Genomic DNA, 18,719 nt, shown 5'->3' with positions numbered 1-18,719 from the left:
AGTCACCGCTCAGCAAACTTCTCCACCAGCTCCGCAAACCGCTTCGGCGCGTCAACATGCACCCAATGGCCCGCGCCGCTGATGGTTTCCAGCGTGTAGTGCGGGAACAGGCGGCGCATGGCGGGGGAGTTTTTGGGCTGGATGTAGGGAGAAATCTCACCCCGACTGAGGAAATGCGGAGGGGGACTGAGCGTATGCGTCACAGGACATCCGGTGCATGGCATCGACGCAGTCTGTATCGCCAAGCGCAATCATGAATTCTGAGACAGACAATTTTTCGCCGTTGTAAATTTTAGTCAGAACGGCCTCAGCAACAAGCGGCCTGTAACGTGTTCTGGCTCTCTGCTTGATGTAGAAAAGGCGATCCATCAGCGCGTAATGCACACAGTCCTGAAGTTTATCCGGATCAGGGATAGAGGCGATCAGGTGCGTATTCCAGTGTTCCATATCGGTAATTTCCTGAGGAACAATAACTTCTTCAGGAATCATGAACCATCCGGCTTTTTTCAGGAACGGAAAGGTGCGGCTGGTTACACGGGCGATAAGAACACTTGCCCCCAGTCCGGCCAGAATGGGGAAAAACCAGATAAACATGCTTTCCGGTCGCAGCCAGTGGCCTGATGCAACGGAAAGCAGCGCGATAGCCTGTGCTGGCACTTTCTGGAGCTGATAGAACAGGATGGCTGTGGCGATAATACCAACAGCGCTTGTCCAGCCGAAATGCCTGAAGCAGATGGCCCAGGGGAGGGCTTCATCATCGCGCTGCTGGGTGCCCCAGGAAATACTTTTTCGTTTAACCCAGAACCAGACAAAACGGGAGATAAACGCCATCATCAGCGGGGCAAAAAAGAAGGAGAACACTGTTTCCGCCAGCGTGGAAAGAACCAGTTTGTTCTTGCCGCCAAACAGATAGGATTTTTCCCGTTTGATATTCAGGCAGATCGCCAGAATGCGCGGTGAGAACAGGAAGACGACAGAGGCCGCAAGCATCATGATGGACGGCACTTCAATCTGCGCAATCGTGCCTTCTGCAAGGCGTCCGGTTTGCAGATAAGACACCATGGACGCCGCAGAAATAATCAGAAATGCTGCCCAGAGGGGGGCTGACATGTAGCCCATAAAACCACTCAGGAAGTTTTCCCGATGCAGCGGTTTAAGACCCTCAAGAAACAAAAAACGGGCATGTTGCAGGTTGCCCTGCATCCAACGCCTCTCCCGGATCAGGAAGCCGAGAATATTAGCCGGTATTTCCTCATAGCTTCCGCCCATGTCAGGCAGAAACCAGACTTCATAACCAGCACGGGCCATAAGAGCGGCTTCAATAATATCATGACTGAGAGGCTTGCCGCCCCATGGGGTTTTGCCCGGCAAGTCAGGCAGGATGCAATGGTCAATAAAGGCCTGCGTGCGGATGAGGGCATTATGGCCAATATAGCTGGCATGGCCCATGTACATGGCCTGCAGGCTGTAGGAAAAGGCAGATCCGTAAAGCCTTCCCGCAAACTGCTGCATCCGCCCAAAAAAGCTTTCACGCAAAATGGGGGTCGGGTTTGTTTGCAGAATACCCAGCCGGTGGTTGCCTTCCATCATGCGCAGGAGCTGATGAATGGTGTTCCCCTGCATGAGGCTGTCCGCATCCATGACCAGCATGTATTCGTAGACTTTGCCCCAGCGGCGGCAAAAATCGATGACATTCCCGAGCTTGGCGTGATCGTTGGATGTTCTCCACCGATAATGAAACAAAATGTCCGGGCAGGCTTCCTGAGCCTGATTCAGGGCTGCCAGTTCTGCAATTCTGTAGCCCGGCTTTCTGCTGTCTGAGAGAAGGAAAAATTCATAATGCTGTGTGTGGTCTGGCGCATACCGGCAAATGGATTGTGCCGTTGCGATCATCCCTGCCACAACGCGTGCAGGGTCTTCATGATAGACAGGAAACAGGACGGCAACCCGCGTGTCTGGCCGTGGTTCTGTCGCACTATGAGCGGGATGCCAGGGGTTACCCGCAGGGCCGCGTAAAGCGTGCCAGGATCCGATTGCAAGTTTTGCAAAGGTCGCAATCATGAAATAGCTCATGATGCTGTATAAAAGCAGATAAGCCGTTTTGAGTAAGGGCGTGATATGCTCTGCCGTTAGCGTGGCATCGGCAAGCAGTGTCAGCGACACGGTCAGAAAAAGGGTGGTAATCAGAGAGACCCGTCTCCGCCGTTCAACAACGGCTGGCCATAACGGTTCTTCCCCTACAGGCTGTCCTTCTTCCTGTAATCTGGAAAACCGCCTTTTTAGCGCCGTTTTCCAGGATGTTTCCATAAAGGGCGTGCCAATGGAGGTACGCCGGGGCAGAGGTGTTGTATCCTCCGGGGCATGCGCATCAAGCCATTCGTGTAGCTCATCCCAGGAGGTGATGTGCTGCGCGACGTGTGTGGCTTGAGATGCGTCCAGCCCCGCAAGCGTCAGATACGGCGCAAAATCCATGAAGAATATCTTATCTGGCGATTGTCGCAGGAAGAGCCATCTGGAAGATCGTGTTCAGAACACGCGAGATTGGTACGATGGGAGATTCCGCAACGTAGACAATATCCTGATCTCGAACCGGGAAGCGTTGTGCCGCAATCAGCCCGTTGCCATCCTTCCAGGAGAAAATATAGAGCAGAGGTTTCTGATCATCCGGCTGCTGCCGAAAGACAAAAATACGCGTGCTGTTGGCAGCGTTCGGGTTGAGACCCTGTGCACCGGCAATAGTTGCTTCCAGACTCTGCGGTTTTGAAAAACCATAGAGCCCATCGCGCGAGACACCACCACCAATAACGGTAACCTGCACGGCGGGTTCACGGCGCATGATGATTTTATCTGCGGGGCGCAACGGAATATCACGGTTCAGGGCGTCAGGAACGGGAAGGTCGACTTCCTCTCCCTGACGGATGATGGCAACGCTGATTGCATTTGTGCTTGTATCCAGCGCGCTGTTTTCGCTCAGAGTTGTCGTGCCGTTGCCGAGCGTGAGGGTAATGGCGCGGGCAAGCGTAATGCCCCCCGGGTTCCAGGAGAGGACTTTCGGTTCCCCGGTGGACCCGGTGACGATAATACCGTTCTGGCTGGCAGAACTGTTAATTGTCACGTCTGGGGCGTGAACAATCCCAAGCTGTGCATAGCGGTGGGCAATGATATCCCGCGCGGCATTGGGGGTGTGATGCGCAATGGCAATGCGGCCAGCATAGGGCAGAGTAATTGTGCCTGCCGTATCAATCTGGAAGCTGCCAAGCTTTGTAGCCTGCGGTCCTGGCGTAGTTGGAGCCGTCTGAACAGTGCTGGCACCGTCAGCAAAACTCCACAGGGCCACATCGACGGTATCGCCGGGTTGCAGCGTGTAGTCTCGCACGGGAGGTGCATTGGCAAGTTTTGTTAGAGCATCCGTCAGTTTTCTCTGCTCTTCCGCCTGCAACTGCCGTGTCATGCTCAGGGCCAGTTCCGGCGTGACGGGAATGATCTCCACGCCCTTTGTATCTTCCATTTCTCCTGCCAGCGGGCCGGCATTAGGAAGAGAACAGCCCGGCAGGAGAGCGGTGCTTCCAAGGCAAAGAGCAAGCGTGCCTGCAATTTTCAGGCGAGCCCATGATTTGGTCATTGAATATCAGGTCCGTGCGAATGAAATCAGAAAGAAAAGAGAGCGGCTTTTAAGCGAGCAGCGCGCGCAGGATCAGACTGATAACGAGAACAAGCAGAATCCATTTCAGGCGCTGAGGACCCGATGGAGCATGAGGCTCAGAAGGATGACTCACTGTTTTCAGGTAGTAGTGGTTTTGTGCGGACTTAATCCGGGCTTCCTGTAGCGCAGTTTCTGCTGCAACCATCAGCTTGCTGTCGGTTTCCCGTTTCAGATCCAGCGTTTCATATTCAATCGCAACCGGGAAGATGGCCTGAGATGCCGTGCGCGCATCAGCACTTGCATTTTCAATCACACTCATCTGCGTCTTGAGAGACGACGCAGAAGGGTTGCCCGGTGCGTTTCTGACAATGGATTGATACTGGCTGTTCAGTTCAATGTGCTTTGTCGTGAGCTGCACAGCCTGGTCTGCCAGAGAGGTGTAGTCAGAAACAGGGCTTAAATAGCCATGCTGAGACCGCCATTGTGAAATGGCGTGTTCATCCTCTGCCAGCTGCTTTTGCAGGCGTTCTGATTCTTGGGTGGCGGATGAAATGAAATCGTTATCTTCATCTTCATTCAGGTGATTAAGGTGGGTGATACCATCCTGAATGAGTGTTTTTGAGATTTCATAAGCATCTTTTGAATTCCAGCCTTTGACATTCACCTGAGTAATGCCGGTTTGTTCATCAATCGTGATGCCAACCATGCTTTGGTAATAATGCCACAGAGCAATATCATCCGTGCGCCAGAAGCTGGAAAGCCCACCAGCCCGCGCGACAAAATCGCCGTGTTTATAGGTTTCGGCAATATGGTATTTCTGATCAATGGATTTAAATTCGTCCCATGACAAAAGACGATTTTTAAGGATCCATGCCCCTGATGTGGAGGCCCCGGCATTCCCGGCCAGAAGGGACGTCAGGCTGTCAGAATCCTTGTTGGGATTTGTGACAATGACAATGGCGTCTGACTGATAAACCGGGGAGGCAATAAGCCCCCAGTATGTCAGGGCAATAAAATTTGGAACGGCGACAACCGTTAAAAAAAGCGGAGACCGCAAAAAGCTCCAGCGTGATGCTGCTGCTACTTTTGGAACCGGAACTGATACTGGAAGAGATGGCGCGGAGGCCGAATGGTTATTAGAAGAAATAGAAGTATTCCCAGTATAGGTATGGTTCATAATTGATTCTTCAGGTTTAAGCGCAAGTTTTTTCATTTCCCATAAATTGGTATTTAGGGAAATCGAGGCTTGAATGCCTTATGTATTTATAATCGTCAATATTTTATTAGGTAATAACTAGAATTTAAACCGAGTTATTCTTGTAGTAACATGAAAGTTAAAAATAAAATATCAAATTAAATGCAGCAATAGAGGGAGAGAGTTGCTTATTTCTGTCGATGTTTTTGGAATGCAAACGGGAAATACTATTAGTTTTTAGCAAACTTCTCCACCAGCTCCGCAAACCGCTTTGGCGCGTCAACATGCACCCAGTGGCCTGCGCCGCTGATAGTCTCCAGCGTATAGTGCGGGAACAGGCGGCGCATGGCGGGGTAGTTTTTGGGCTGGATGTAGGGAGAAATCTCACCCCGGATAAACAGGGTCGGGCCATCATACTGCGTGCCCGGTGGCAGGTCCGGCCAGCTCATAATGGTAGGCAGGGCCGTCATGATATCCGCAAGGCCAATGCTCCAGCCGGGATTGTCGCCCAGCCGCATGTTCTGCACCATCATCTGGCGGATCGCTTCACTGGGGATCAGCGGGCGCAGCAGGGCGTCGGCTCCGGCGCGGTCTAAGTGCGGGGGGAAGTCCAGCGTTTCCAGTTCGGCCGGTACGTCCATGCGGGTAAAGCCACCCTCGCCGGGGGCAATGTCCACCACCAGCAGGCTATGCACGCATTCCGGGTGGCGCAGGGCCAGCATCATGGCTGTCTTGCCGCCCATGGAATGGCCCAGTAGCATGGCGGGCAGGGCGTTATGATGTTCCAGCGTTTCCCGCACATCGTCCGCCATAATCCGGAAGCTCATGGGGCCGTGGGGGCTGTCCCCGTGGTTGCGTAAATCCAGCGCCAGCGTGCGGCGGGTGGCGGCCAGCCGGCGCTGCACAAAACCCAGATTGCGGGCCCGGCCAAACAGTCCATGCAGCAGAACAACAGGGGGAAGAGGCGTTGCCTCGGAGGACACGTCGGGGCCCCGTTCAATCACGTTCAGCAGCACGGCGTGTTTTATCCTTTCAAAAACAAGGCTCTGGAGAGCTGGTCCGGCGGAACTTTCGCTTATCTTTCCCCCAAAGGCGAGGGGGCAGGGGCAGTTTTTTCTTCACCTTCCTGCGAGACTTGCAATGGTGAAGAGGGTGGCATGCGCTGAGCGGGAACTTTTGGGCGTATGGAGGTTTGAACCGGAACCGTCTCCATGAGGCAGAGCGCGTCTGCCGCATGTCTGTGCGCCAGGGACGGAACAGAAGAAGGACGGTTTTTATGCAACGCTGCCTCGTTATCCTGAACCAGCCTGATCAGGCTGTGGTCCTGCTCTCTCTCGCGGCATCCCTGATCAAACAGGTGGGAGGGGACCGGATTGATGTGCTTGCGGCCCGGGAGCCACCCCATGACGGCCGGGGCCCGATGGGGCTGACCGATGAGGGCGCTTTTGTCATGCGGCAGGACCAGCGGGAGTGGGCGGCCAGCCTGCATGCAACCTTTCATCAGTGGCTTGAGCAGGAATATGGCTCCCCGGCGGACCGGCTTTCTGCTGTGGAGGTCAACTGGCTGGACCCGGAAATTGCCGTGGAGCGGATTATCAACGGCTATGGCAGAGATGCCGGGCTGATCCTCCTGAGCTTCCCCGACCGCAGGGACAGTGAGCAAAAACACCGGGCGCTGCGGTCTGCTATTTTTGAGACAAATCGCCCGCTGCTGCTGGTGCCGCCGTTCTGGGACCGCCCGTGCGGGCGCACGGTGCTGATGGCCTGGCGGGATTCCCCGTGTTGCCGCAGGGCCTTTACGGCCTCCCGCATGCTGCTGGCCCACGCGGAAACTGTGACGGTTCTCTCCCCGGAAGGGGAAATCATGCCCCCGGATCTGTTGCCCGGCATTGCGTATGAAAGTGCGCATCTGCCGCATCGGCACGGGACGGATGCCGTGGCGCAGCAATTGCTGGACATTGCGCAGGATGAAAAAGCCGATCTGCTGGTGATGGGCGGTTACCAGCATGGCATGTTGTATAACCGGATTATGGGAAGCGTTACCGAGTATATGCTGCACCATCCCAATATTCCGGTCTTTCTGCATCATTAAAGGCGATGGGCTGTGTAGGAGAGTGGCCCGCTTCTTGCTAAAGTGGAGCTATGGATATCGCTTTTTCCCGCCCGGCGTCGCGTCGCTGGCCGCTCTGGCACGTCGCGCTGCTGGTGCTGCTGCCTGTTCTCGTTCACCTTCCTGAACTGATCGGCCCCGCCCTGTTCGGGCAGATGACGTCCGACCCGCTTTCCGTCCTTTCCGTGGCGACCACCACCCGCCGGGACTGGCTGGAAGGTGGTCTGCTGCCCGGTCTGCCCGGCTGGATTGATGGCTGTGCGGGCGTGATTGTGCAGGCGCTGGGGCATCTGGTGGCGTCTGACTGGCGGCAGGGGATCCTGCCCTGGTGGAACCCCTATAGCGGGGTGGGGATGCCTCTGGCGGGTGAGTATCAGCCTGCTGCCTTCTTCCTGCCGTTTGTTTTGCTGCTGGGCTTTCCCGGTGGTTTGCTGCTGATGAAGATTGCCTTGCAGATTGTCGCCGGGCTGGCGATGTACGCTTTTCTGCGGGCCTTGCGTCTGGATAAGCGGGCCGTTCTGCTGGGCGCAGTGCTCTATGCGTTTAACGGCACGTATGCATGGGCTTCGGATGGGCCAAGTCAGCCGCTGGCCTTTTTGCCATTGGTGCTGTTTGGTATTGAGCGCGCCAGAACGCATGTCGGCGTGGGTGGCTGGGGCTGGCTGGCCGTAGGGCTGGGCTATCTGTTGCTCTCCGGCTTTCCGGAAACAGCATTTCTGGTCGGCACGCTGGGTTTGTGCTGGGCGGTGTTGCGGCTGGTGCAGCAACCGGCTGCGACGCGCCTGCCGTATGCCTTGCGCATTATGGCCGGTGGGGCTGCGGCCCTTTTGCTGGCAGCACCGCAGCTGGTAGCCTTTGCCGACTTCCTGCGGGACGCATGGATTGGCCCGCATGCAGGTGTGCTGGACGCCGCTTTACCGCAGGCCAGTTGGGCTATGGCGCTTTTCCCCTACATCAACGGCCTGTTTTTTTATGGGGGCGGAGAGCAGTTTGGCGCATGGTGGGCCATGGGCGGCTATACCGGGCTGGTGGTGCCCTGGCTGGCGCTGGTTGCCCTGTTTGGCAAACGCGAGCGCCCGGCGCGCCTGATGCTGGCAGGTTATGTTCTGGTGTGCATGGGCAAGCAGGCCAATCTGCCGATTATCACCGGGCTGGTGGATCTGTTGCCCGGTGTGGGCCGCACCATTTTCTATCGTTTGTGTTTTCCGGCGGAACAGGCCGCGCTTATTCTACTGGCGGCCTTTGGGCTGGATGATCTGTTCAGTCTGCCTGCCGCGTTTACGTCCACGCAGATCCGGACTGTTTTTAAAAAGCCTGTGGCGTGGGCGAGTGTGGCACTTGCAGTGGCAGCCTTTGGCGCATGGCGGCTGAACGGCCCGACGCGTGACGCTCTGCGCGGTTATAGCCACGGCCCTGTGCCAACATGGGGGTATGAGGCCGGGTCCGTTCTGCTGGGGTGTGGCGTTGTTGCGCTGTGTGCTGCGGGTTTTCTGGGGTGGGGCCGCTGGCGGTCCGCGCGGGCACGCGTGGCGCTGGTGAGCGCGGGCGTTCTGGGCGAGGCGCTCCTGTTGTTCTGTATTCCGCTGCTTTGTGTGCGCGCTCCGTTGCCGCGCAATACGCCTTTGCTGAACACCGTGCAGCGGGAGCTGGGTTTACAGCGTTTCGTGACGATGGGGGTGATTGCCCCCAATTACGGCGCGTATTTTCGCCTGCCGTCCCTCAACCATAATGGTGTGCCCATGCCCAGCGCATGGGTTGAGCGGATGAAGCATGATTTTGGCCCGGATGTGGATGCGGTGACGTTTGATGGCATTACGCCCAACCGCCCCGGCGGCCAGTTCTTTCTGGCGGAGACACTGGCCAAAAGGCCGGAGGTTTTTGAAAAACTGGGTGTCGCTTTGGCATTGGTGCCACATGGTTTCTCATTACCGGGCAGTGAGGCGCTGGCCCCGGAAAACCGCCTGAAGCTGATTTATGCTGACCCGACAGCCGACGTGTATCGCCTCCCCAATGCCGCCCCGTATTTTGAGGCTGGCCCCGGATGCAGCGTGCAGGCGCGCACCCAGACCGAGGTGCAAACGCAGTGCGCCGCGCCGTCTTTCCTCATCCGGCGAGAGCTGATGATGGCGGGCTGGACAGCCAGCGTAAACGGCCAGAGCGTGGTGCCGTCGGTTGAGGATGGTTTGTTTGAGCGCATTGCCCTGCCTGCGGGGCATGCCGATATTCGGTTCAGCTTTACGCCGCCCTTCATGGCGTGGGGCTGGGCTGGTTTTCTGGCTGGGCTGGCTTTGCTTGGGTTGGGCTTTGCCGGTGGCCGACAGATGCGTGGGGATGTTGTGGCCCTGCGTGATGCCAGTGTGCTTGCAAGAAGAGCGTAAGTGGTGTTGCGTGATGAAGTGTCCTCAGGAAGTATAAAATAGTTTTTAATATCTCCCTGCCGTCCAGTTTTTTGTATTCGGCAGGAGGATGTTTCTTGGTGGTAGAGGCCTTCCGGGAGAGCATGCGAAGGCACGGAGCCTATGCTTCCTGTCTGCTCTGAGGGTGCCGATTTTAAGGCGCTCTGATAACGCCTTCTGAATTTCATAATGAAATTATCAGCAGTCTTTAAAAGAGTGCGCCGCATGGCAGATGCGATGTGGGCATCGTAAAACGGGAGGGGAGAAAGCCTTAATTCCCCCTGATAACGCCCCCCGTTACGGCTGAGTGATGACTCGCAAAAAGATGTAAGCGGGACTGCTATGCACAAGCTGAATTTGCGAATCATTATCATCCGCTGTTATGGCAAAGCATCTTCATGCTCTTAATTTGCAACAGGCTGCTTCATCCATGAGTAAACACACTATTCGGCGTCGCCTTCACCCGGCGCCTCTGGCCTTTGGTCTGGCTTTGGGATGTGGTTCGGCTTTCCCGGCCATGGCAGCGGATGACGCTACGGGAAAAGAGCCTGTTCTGCCCCCGCGCACACCGGCTGACGCTACAAAAGCCGCGACAACAAAAGCTGCACAGCCGCAGGCCGTTCTGACCAACCCGAAAGGGAAGGGGCCGGAACTGGTTAAGGAAAATGACGGCTCAGAGTCCGAACACTGGGTTGTGACGGCCTCCCCCATGAACACGCTGCGCACGCCCATTGGCATCAGCCGTATGCCGCAGGATGTGCTGCACACGCCGCAGACCATTGATGTTGTGCCGCAGCTCCTCATGCAGCAGCAGAACGTCAAGTCACTGGATGAAGCGCTCAAGAACGTGCCGGGCATTACGGCGTCCGTGGGTGAGGGTGAAGGCGGGATGGCGGGCGATCAGTTCCTCATCCGTGGTTTTGCCGCCCAGAATGATATTTATGAAAATGGCTTGCGGGACTTTGGTGTTTATACGCGCGATTCCTTTGATTATGACCATGTGACGGTCATCAAGGGGCCATCCTCGCAGGTGTTTGGTAACGGCACCACGGGGGGTGCGATTAACATCACCACCAAAACGCCGAATGATCAGAATCATATCGGGGCCAGCTTCTCCGGCGGGAGCGGGGCTTATTACCGTGGCACGCTCGATTTTAGCCATAAGATTACCGATACCATTGCCGTGCGCGTAACCGGTATGGGGAACGAAAATGATATGGTCGGGCGGGATGCCGTCTACTCCCATCGTTGGGGTATTGCGCCGTCCATTATTTTTGGTCTTGGTAAAAAAGTTAATTACACCATAGAGTATTTCCATCAGACGGATAACCGCATTCCGGATTATGGTGTGCCTGTGGTGACAAAGCCGGGGGCCTCCTACGGTAAACCGGTGACGGAATATGGCGTGCGGCGCACCACCTGGTATGGCACGACGTTTGACCAGGATGATTCCAACGTTGATATGCTGACAGGCCGCCTGAAGTGGGAAGTTAACCCGCACATTACCGTCTACAATGATACACGCGGCGGGATGTATAGCCGGTATTTCTCGGCATCTCAGGAAAGCTGTAACGCGACCTGCACCAGTGCTCTTTTCTCATCCCACCCGGAAACCGCTCTTGTTTCCCGTATTGGCGGGGTCGGTGGGCCTAACCCGTACCAGCAGGATGACTGGTCGGTGCAGAACGTGTCCTCTGCGGTGGCCAACTTCAATACAGGCGGCATCAAGCACCAGATGATTGCCGGTGTGGATATTGAGCATATTTATGATCGCCGCCGGAACTATGCGTATAACAATCCTTCAGCACGCCAGTGGGCGAGCCTGCTGAACCCGACGGCCTATGTTCCCGGGCTGGATGTGGGTGTGGGCTCCCTGAACCCGAACAATCTGGTGAACATTCCTAACGGCGTGGGCAAAAAGGAATGGAAAACCAGTGCTGCGACGGATGTTGGCGCGTTCTTCTCCGAGCAGGCGTGGCTGACGCCGTGGTTCTCGGTTAAGGCCGGTTTCCGGTGGGACCACTGGAGCAGCAATTATAGTGCAACGGGCGGTGTCGCCACGACGCCGGATACGCATCTGGGCCAGAAGCAGGATACCTTCAACCCGAATGTCAGCCTGATGTACACGCCGAACGACCATGCAATGGTGTATTTCAACTGGGCTGAATCCACCACGCCGATGGGCCTTTACGTCACCAACAGTTCTGAGCCGCTGTCTCCCAAGAATTCCAAATTTCAGCCGGAGCGCAGCAGATTGTATGAACTGGGGGCCAAATATTCCGCGTTCCATGACCGGATTGGCTTTACGGCCTCCGTCTTCCGTCTGGAAAAAGGTAATTCCATGCTGACCGACCCGAGCACCGGGACGGTGACGGACTCTGGCGATACCCAGCGCAACCAGGGTGTGGAACTGAGTGTGTCCGGCCAGATCCTGAAAAACTGGAACATGATTGCCACATACGCCAAGTATGACAGCAAGACGACGGGCGGCACTGCGGCGGATATTGGCAAGCAGGTGCAGTATGTGCCCCGCAATCAGGCAACCGTGTGGACCACGTATGAAATTGCGCCCAAAAAGCCCTATAACCTGACTATGGGCGGTGGCGTAACCTGGCGTGAAGGCGTGTTTCTGGACCCGGCCAACACGGCCCGTGTCCCGGCAAACGTTGAGTTTGACGCGGTTGTGTCCCACCAGTTTGGCCCCAACTGGAAAATAGCCATGAACGGCTACAACCTCGCCAACCGCCTGAACTACGGCAACCTGTTCAGCAACCGCGTAACACCTTCGGTAGGCCGGTCGTTCCTGTTTAATCTTTCTATGACTTACTAAAGACCTAGATGAAGGCGCACGTTATCCAAGCTATGCGCGTGCTCAGAGACGGCTTTTCAAACCTCTGTCCACGTGTGGACAGAGGTTTTCACTGAAGGTCTGAGGATACCAGAAAAAATTTCTGCTCCTCTCAGTTATAGGTGGGGCAGAGGATATGAGGTGCGACTTGGGTGAGGGGCGGCTGGGGACAACTTTTGCCATCATCCCTCTGGAAGGAAATCTGATCCTGCTCGAAATGCGTTTTTGCTAATTCGTTCATATAAGGGAGGATGGCGTAAGAGGCCCAGAAGATGGTTCCTCCCAACTCATACGTATTGAAACTCCAGTTCTGAATACGGGCTGGATCAATAATGACTGTAAGAGGCCGATCAGGACGTGCCTTGATTTGCTCCATAACGGTATGCGCGGCTTTTTCATCTAGTCTGTCCTGTAGCCAGCGATGATGCAGAATGGAAAATGCATTCCCGGTGATCAGCACAAGAGTGCCACCCAGACCGTATCTGGCTGCCGTTTTAAAAGGAAAATTTTGCAGGAGAGCAAGCAGACCCAATGGAAACAGCATGTTTATATAAAAATTGATTCTGGGCGATGGCCAGTAATAGCCTTCTGGTTCGAGAAGAACAATCGGCGTTGGAATGACGATAATCAAGAAGAAGGCATAAGCGCACAGTTTAAGATCAAATTTGAGTAACGCCATGAAAGCAAGGCCCGCGAGGATGCAGAGCAACAGTAAGGCCAATGGCTTGTAAAGGAGATTATGGTATGCACCATGTGAGAGAAAAATATCCAATTCTGTATGAAATTTCTGCAAAAAATTTGATGGAATGGACTGGAACGAAAGTTTTCGTTGAAGAATGACTTTGGGCGCGAAGACTTCCCACAGACGTTTGAAAATTTCATTATAGGAAAAATAAAGGATCAGGCTGCTCAGCAGAAGTATGATCTGTGATGGGATAGCAGTCAGTTTGGGCGGAATATCTTTGAAAAATGCACACAGAGCCAGCACAACAAACGGGAGCAGAATTAAAGGCTGATAAGCACATGCAGAAAGAGCGATTAAAGATCCGCACAACAGGAATTTAACCGGACCTTCAAATTGAGAGGTGCAGGAAAAAGCAGCAGCAATGCATGCAAAGCCCCATGAATAAATCAGGTAAGCAGATGTCCATTGGTAGAAATCAAACATAAATGGAAATAAAATAGCAGAAATGGAAAAAAATAGGCTTTGAAATGGTTTTTTATCAATTCTCGTTATGGAAATAATTGAGTTTATCAAATATATAAATGATAAAATAAACGTGGCACTACAAAAAACTTGGTACATACGGAATGTAAAACCAAGGTGGAACAAGCCAGCATTCAGGAAACTGATAATATGCCTGCCATCTCGCGGCGTATACGTCATGAAAGCGTTAATCCAGCTTCCATAATTTCTTATCAAAACATCATCTGGGTTTTGAAGTTGAAAATTTATAATAACTAAGGGTAATAAAATTAAAAATGAAATAGAAGATATCATTATATGACATCTTTTTCTGGTTATTTCTTTGAAATATCTAAGTATCACGAGGTAATCCTTATCATTTTTTTTGATTTTATGAATGCGATGAAGTTTTTTCTAGACTTTGTAGAAAGCTTTCCACATGAAAGCGCGGGCGTTTTTTGGTCTCCAGATAAATCTTGCCAACATATTCCCCAATAATGCCCAGAGAGAGCATCTGCACGCCGCCCATGAAGAAAATGGATAGGATGATGGAGGGCCAGCCTTCAACGGTGTTACCGCTGAATTTTCTGACCAGCACATAAAATGTCGCCGCTACTGAGAGCAGACAGATACAGAGTCCCAGTGTGGCAATTAGCCGCAAGGGAGTGATGGTCATGGAGGTAATGCCCTCTACGGCCAGAGCGAGCATTTTGCTCAACGGGTATTTGGACTCACCAGCGGTGCGGAGGCCTCGGGCATAGGCCACCTCTGTGGAGGGAAAGCCCACCAGTGGCACAAGGCCCCGGATATAGGCGTTGCGTTCCGTATAGCGCAGGAGCTCAGTCAGAGCGTGCTGGCTGAGCAGACGGAAGTCTGCATGGTTGAAAACCTGCTTGACCCCCATGGCGGCCATCAGCCGGTAAAAGCCTTCCGCCGAGGTACGTTTGAACCATGTATCCGTCTGGCGGCATTCCCGCACGCCATACACAACGTCATACCCTGAACTATAGCATTCAACCATGCGGCGAATGGTCTGGATGTCATCCTGAAGGTCGGCATCAATGCTGACAATGGCGTCTGCTTGCGGGGCTGCGGCGGCCAGCCCCGCAAGCAGAGCGGACTGATGGCCCTCATTGCGGGAAAGCTTTAAGCCCTGCACGCAGGTTTCTGTCTCACATGCTGTCTTGATCTGCTCCCATGTTGTGTCCCGGCTGCCATCATCCACAAACAACAAAAAGCTGTCCGGCTGCACCATCTGAGCCTGCGCCATAGTGTACAGCAGCGCACTCAGTTCTTGCTGGCAGTAAGCAAAAACTTCTTCCTCATTGTAGCAGGGGACTACAATCGCAAGACGTGGGGCAGGGCGTAGTAAATTCGGCATCAGGGAGCACTTTCAGGAAGTTAAAACTGTAAAAACAGGAGATCATTTCTGGAATTGGGCTATGAAGGTGTTTTATTCAATCATCCCTGCTGCGCGGTTCCATTTCCATGTAGGGTAGGTGTGGTTCAGCTGTTCCTGAATCCATTGGATATCTTCATCAGAGAGAGGTCGAGTCCGGTGGTAAATATAGGCTTTATGACCTTCAGCCAGAGAGAACGGCCCCGCGACTTGCTGATAGGCGGTTCCAAAATCGTGTTGATGAAAAATGCACTCATTGGGGAGCGTGATGACTTGCTGAGACCCTTTTGCGAGATGCGTGACAGGTGGGTCAGTCACAATGGCAAGAGCAGCACGAAGTTCCTTCAAGTTGAGATGGTCGCGCGCATCGACCTGTGACGCCCAGACGAGATTTTTTTCAAGCGAGTGATCAAATTCATAGAGCAAGCTATCAGCCAGAACGGCGCTGGAAGCAAATACAGCAAACGTGTCGCCATCTTTGGTCAGCTCTTTGAGACGCGTGATAAGCCGAGTGTATTCCGACATGTGCTCAACATAAAGTGGTGCAATGCGTTCCTTTGAAAAGAGGGGGAATACGCCTTGCAGGCGGCCATCAGCCTGGGGCACGAACACGATGACTGACGCAAGGAGACCGTAAGCCAGGAGTGTTGCTGTCAGCAGAGAGCGCCCAGTGACCGAGACTATGCGGGAAAGGCATAGAACCGGATAGCCGCCAACGAGTGCAGCCCAGAAAAAAATAGGCAAAACATGTTGGATGCCGAGAGCTTGTGTATGTGAAAAAAGCAGAAAAGTGAGGATGGCTGTATTTGCACAAAACAAGATGGGGATATTTTTGTTTTTGATGGCCAGAAAAACGCCGCACCAAAACAGGGCCGTGTAACACGGTCCCGTTGTTGTATAGAGAAGCTGGAGTTGCATTAAAAAGGCAATATGATACCCAGCGTAAGCTTCTTGGTATGATGTATGCAAAATTCTGAAAACAAGGTGGTTCTGAAAAGTAATCAGTAAAATGCCCACCGCTATTCCACACAGGCCATATGCTCTTGCAATGTGGAATAATACTTTCTTTCTGTTTTCAGACTGAAAAGCAGACAAGACAGCCAGAATACAAGCAACTGCAAGCATTGCCAGAATGGAAAAGGCGTACCAGCGTCGCAGGGCAAAAGGCAACCAGACCAAAACGCTAAAAGCAACAAGCGTTTTCCAGGAGGCCGTTGTGAGAAAATGACTTCGCATCAGCAGGAGAGTTGCTAACCCGAGGGGAATAAGCCCTGCAATATCAGGGAGACCACGCAGAGTGGGGGCCCAGAACGGGTAGAACGTCAGGAAAAATGCAAAGACACACAGAAAGGATGTCCCAGTGACAGGAAAATGGAAGTGTTTCTTGTCATAAGACATCATGGAAAGAAGGGAGAATGCAGAGATGAATGCTGTGGGAATCAGGTAACAAAGGCTGATTCCACATACATATCCAAAGCGACTGCTCTGGAAGACAAGTGAGAAAGGCGCAAGAAAAGAAATGGGGAAAAGATTGTAGTCATCATTGCGAATGCTTGTAAGGAGCGTTGAAAACCATGGCTCCTTGTGGCGGATCATGTTGCCAAAATTTTGGTACATGTTGAAATAGCCGCCCCAATCCCACAAGTAGGCCGGGTCCTCATGCTGAATATAATAGCCGATAAATAAGGGTATGAACGCCCCCAGAGCGAGCAGAATTGCGCCCGACAGAGCTATTCTGAAAAATGTTTGAAATGAAAAATACGAAGAATCTATCTGGTTGTCAGGCATGGATGCGGTAAGCCTCGGAGCTTTTCTTCAAAATAATGTGGAATGGTGTGTAAATACCTCATGCAAGGAGAAAGCCCAGCTTTTATTTTTGCAGCACTTTCCGGGCGAACCAGAAACATGCGGCGCAGAAAGCGGCCAGTCCCAGCACGGCAGGTGTTCCGGCGGGCAGCCATGGGGCCAGGGAGAGGACGTCATCCCGGCCTAGCGCGCCGGACACCACGGCCAGTGCCACGCCAATCAGGCTTTCTCCCACAATAAAGCCGGAGGCGATCATGGTGCCGATGCTGGCGTCGTGTTCTGTCACGGTTTCCGGCAGACGGTCGGCCTCACCAAAGCCGCCGGTCGTGCTGCGGCGTTCCTTCAGCTTGCGGTTCAGCACCCAGCCCAGAACAGCGCCCACTGCCAGCGTGACGCTCACGGATGCGGGCAGGTAGATGCCCACTGCCACACCCAGCGGCGGCAGGGCCAGATGGCGGCGGCGCAGCAGCAGGTCCAGCCCGATCAGCACAGCGCCCAGCCCGAACCCGATGGAAAGCATGCTCCAGTCCAGCGACTGCGTAAAAATCCCCTTCGCAATCATGGCGATCAGCGCAGGCTGCGGGGCGGCCAGCGCGTGGGCTGGGTCCATGCCGGGGCGCGGCATGGGGGCACCGGCAAAGCCGTAAGCCTGATAAAGCAGGTTGAGCACTGGCGGGATGACCGCAGCGCCCACCACGCAGCCTGCAATCAGCGCCACTTCCTGTTTCCAGGGGGATGCTCCCACAAGCTGTCCGGTTTTCAGGTCCTGCAGGTTGTCGTTGGAAATAGCAACGGTCGCGGTAATGGCGGAGAGCAGCAGGATGGTGAAGCCGGTCGCCAGCGTCTGGCCGTCTGCCATCATTTCCGCAGGCATCAGACCGAGGGATTCCAGCCCCAGAATCATCAGCGCGCACAGCACGGCGGCAATAATGATAATGCCGGAAATGGGGGAGGAGGATGAGCCAACAATACCTGCCATGTAGCCGCAGGCGGCGGCCATCACAAAGCCAAACACAACGCAGAACAGCACGGCAGCGCACACGGCGGGCCAGATGCCATGCGCCATAGGAGCCAGAAAGGCTGCAAACAGGCCGCCCAGCATCAGAACAGTAACACCCAGCAGGGCGATCATGGTGCGGGGGGAAAGGTCACGGTCTGCATCCGGTACCACGGAGCCGCTTCGGCCCCGGAACACGCTGCTCAGGCCGCGCAGAACGGGGCCCATCAGTTCGATTAGTGTCCACAGGGAGGAAATGGCAATGGCCCCGGCCCCGATAAACCGGACCTTATGCAGCCACATTGCGTTGGCGAAGGCCGCGGCATCCAGATGCTCCGGGTTGGGCATGTGGGCGGTCAGCCAGGGCACGCCAAGGCCCCATGCCAGCACGCAGCCCAGCAGCATGGCCAGCCCACCGGCCAGCCCCACCAGATAGCCTGCACCGAGCAGGGCGAGAGAGAGGCCGCCGGTAAAACGGAACACAGCCGCCCCGGCAACCCCGGTGACGCTCACGGTATCGGCCAGAAGTTGCAGGCCGCTACAGGCAAAGGAGAAGAGTCCGGCGACAACGCTGCCGCCTATCAGGGCGGAGAGGCTTTTGCTGTTCCCGTTCTCGCCCCCGGCCCGCAGGATTTCCGCTGCTGCCACGCCTTCCGGGTAGGGAAGGGCGCTTTCCGTCACCAGAGCGCGGCGCAGAGGGATGGTAAACAGCACGCCCGCAATGCCCCCGGCCAGCGAGAGGCCCGCCGTCTGCCAGAAGGGGAAGCTGTGCCAGAAGCCGGTCATAATCAGGCCGGGGAAGGTGGCGAACACGCAGGAGAGCGTGCCCGCTGCCGAGGCCTGACTTTGCACCATATTGTTTTCCAGCAGGGTGCTGCGCCCCAGTGCGCGCAGCACGGCCATGGAAATGACAGCCGCCGGAATGGAGGAGGCAAAAGTCAGCCCGATCCGCAAGCCGAGATAGACATTGGAGGCGGTGAAGACGACGGTAATCAGCGCCCCCAGAATCAGCCCGCGCACGGTCAGTTCACGCACGGAAGGGGTTTGCAGGGGGGATGGAGCGGTCATACCCGGAGCCTCGCAGCAGCATCAGACATCATGAAGCGCTTCGATACGCTGCCTGATGCCGCTTGTCTCCC

Annotated in this window: 12 protein-coding genes; 3 read left to right on the top strand and 9 right to left on the bottom strand. The window is 54.7% G+C overall.

The features are described 5' to 3' along the window. Positions 1–2 precede the first annotated feature (2 nt). From KP703_RS05485 to KP703_RS05465, 5 genes are all read right to left on the bottom strand, one after another. On the bottom strand, positions 3–203 hold the full coding sequence (locus KP703_RS05485) for an alpha/beta fold hydrolase (RefSeq protein ID WP_373687442.1): 201 nt from the start codon (positions 201–203) through the stop codon (positions 3–5). Next, positions 157–2,472, bottom strand: a complete 2,316-nt coding sequence (gene mdoH, locus KP703_RS05480; protein WP_215754053.1) for a glucans biosynthesis glucosyltransferase MdoH — start codon at positions 2,470–2,472, stop codon at positions 157–159. Before mdoH ends, KP703_RS05485 begins: the two co-directional genes overlap by 47 nt. 10 nt (positions 2,473–2,482) lie before the next feature. Beyond that, positions 2,483–3,622, bottom strand: coding sequence for a polysaccharide biosynthesis/export family protein (locus KP703_RS05475; protein ID WP_215754052.1), 1,140 nt, complete (start codon positions 3,620–3,622; stop codon positions 2,483–2,485). Between the two features lie 49 nt (positions 3,623–3,671). Further along, positions 3,672–4,700, bottom strand: coding sequence for a hypothetical protein (locus tag KP703_RS05470; protein ID WP_215754051.1), 1,029 nt, complete (start codon positions 4,698–4,700; stop codon positions 3,672–3,674). Between the two features lie 368 nt (positions 4,701–5,068). Then, positions 5,069–5,854 carry an alpha/beta fold hydrolase gene (locus KP703_RS05465; protein ID WP_215754050.1) on the bottom strand — a complete coding sequence of 262 codons (786 nt, stop codon included), beginning with the start codon at positions 5,852–5,854 and terminating at the stop codon, positions 5,069–5,071. A gap of 260 nt (positions 5,855–6,114) precedes the next feature. Between KP703_RS05465 and KP703_RS05460 the strand changes: the two genes are divergently transcribed. The 3 genes from KP703_RS05460 (at position 6,115) to KP703_RS05450 (ending at position 12,174) form a co-directional block, all read left to right on the top strand. Next, positions 6,115–6,930 (top strand): universal stress protein, encoded by an 816-nt coding sequence (locus tag KP703_RS05460; protein ID WP_062143679.1) that lies wholly within the window; start codon positions 6,115–6,117, stop codon positions 6,928–6,930. A gap of 50 nt (positions 6,931–6,980) precedes the next feature. After that, positions 6,981–9,326 carry a hypothetical protein gene (locus KP703_RS05455; protein WP_215754049.1) on the top strand — a complete coding sequence of 782 codons (2,346 nt, stop codon included), beginning with the start codon at positions 6,981–6,983 and terminating at the stop codon, positions 9,324–9,326. Between the two features lie 448 nt (positions 9,327–9,774). After that, positions 9,775–12,174: a TonB-dependent siderophore receptor gene (locus tag KP703_RS05450; RefSeq protein WP_215754048.1), complete on the top strand. Its 2,400-nt coding sequence runs from the start codon at positions 9,775–9,777 to the stop codon at positions 12,172–12,174. A gap of 130 nt (positions 12,175–12,304) precedes the next feature. Here KP703_RS05450 and KP703_RS05445 read toward each other — a convergent pair whose 3' ends face one another. The 4 genes from KP703_RS05445 to KP703_RS05430 form a co-directional block, all read right to left on the bottom strand. Then, complete coding sequence (locus tag KP703_RS05445; RefSeq protein WP_215754047.1) at positions 12,305–13,579, bottom strand: glucosyltransferase domain-containing protein; 1,275 nt, start codon at positions 13,577–13,579, stop codon at positions 12,305–12,307. A 190-nt stretch (positions 13,580–13,769) separates the two neighbouring features. Further along, complete coding sequence (locus tag KP703_RS05440) at positions 13,770–14,759, bottom strand: glycosyltransferase family 2 protein (RefSeq protein WP_215754046.1); 990 nt, start codon at positions 14,757–14,759, stop codon at positions 13,770–13,772. Between the two features lie 72 nt (positions 14,760–14,831). Further along, the gene (locus KP703_RS05435; RefSeq protein WP_215754045.1) at positions 14,832–16,565 is read right to left on the bottom strand and encodes a hypothetical protein; all 1,734 of its coding nucleotides are present in this window, start codon (positions 16,563–16,565) and stop codon (positions 14,832–14,834) included. 82 nt (positions 16,566–16,647) lie between these two features. Continuing rightward, positions 16,648–18,648 carry an OPT family oligopeptide transporter gene (locus KP703_RS05430; RefSeq protein WP_215754044.1) on the bottom strand — a complete coding sequence of 667 codons (2,001 nt, stop codon included), beginning with the start codon at positions 18,646–18,648 and terminating at the stop codon, positions 16,648–16,650. Positions 18,649–18,719: the final 71 nt, after the last annotated feature.

Origin of the sequence: Acetobacter sp. P5B1 (genome assembly GCF_018811985.1) — a bacterium.
Lineage (GTDB): Bacteria > Pseudomonadota > Alphaproteobacteria > Acetobacterales > Acetobacteraceae > Acetobacter > Acetobacter cerevisiae.
The sequence above is the reverse complement of the archived record's forward strand: the minus strand, read 5'-3'. Positions and strand labels throughout refer to the sequence as shown.

Coding starts and splice junctions, on each gene's coding strand:
- mdoH (WP_215754053.1), bottom strand. CDS start 2,472: ATGGATTTTGCGCCGTATCTGACGCTTGCGGGGCTGGACGCATCTCAA.
- KP703_RS05475 (WP_215754052.1), bottom strand. CDS start 3,622: ATGACCAAATCATGGGCTCGCCTGAAAATTGCAGGCACGCTTGCTCTT.
- KP703_RS05460 (WP_062143679.1), top strand. CDS start 6,115: ATGCAACGCTGCCTCGTTATCCTGAACCAGCCTGATCAGGCTGTGGTC.
- KP703_RS05455 (WP_215754049.1), top strand. CDS start 6,981: ATGGATATCGCTTTTTCCCGCCCGGCGTCGCGTCGCTGGCCGCTCTGG.
- KP703_RS05450 (WP_215754048.1), top strand. CDS start 9,775: ATGAGTAAACACACTATTCGGCGTCGCCTTCACCCGGCGCCTCTGGCC.
- KP703_RS05445 (WP_215754047.1), bottom strand. CDS start 13,579: ATGACGTATACGCCGCGAGATGGCAGGCATATTATCAGTTTCCTGAAT.
- KP703_RS05440 (WP_215754046.1), bottom strand. CDS start 14,759: ATGCCGAATTTACTACGCCCTGCCCCACGTCTTGCGATTGTAGTCCCC.
- KP703_RS05435 (WP_215754045.1), bottom strand. CDS start 16,565: ATGCCTGACAACCAGATAGATTCTTCGTATTTTTCATTTCAAACATTT.
- KP703_RS05430 (WP_215754044.1), bottom strand. CDS start 18,648: ATGACCGCTCCATCCCCCCTGCAAACCCCTTCCGTGCGTGAACTGACC.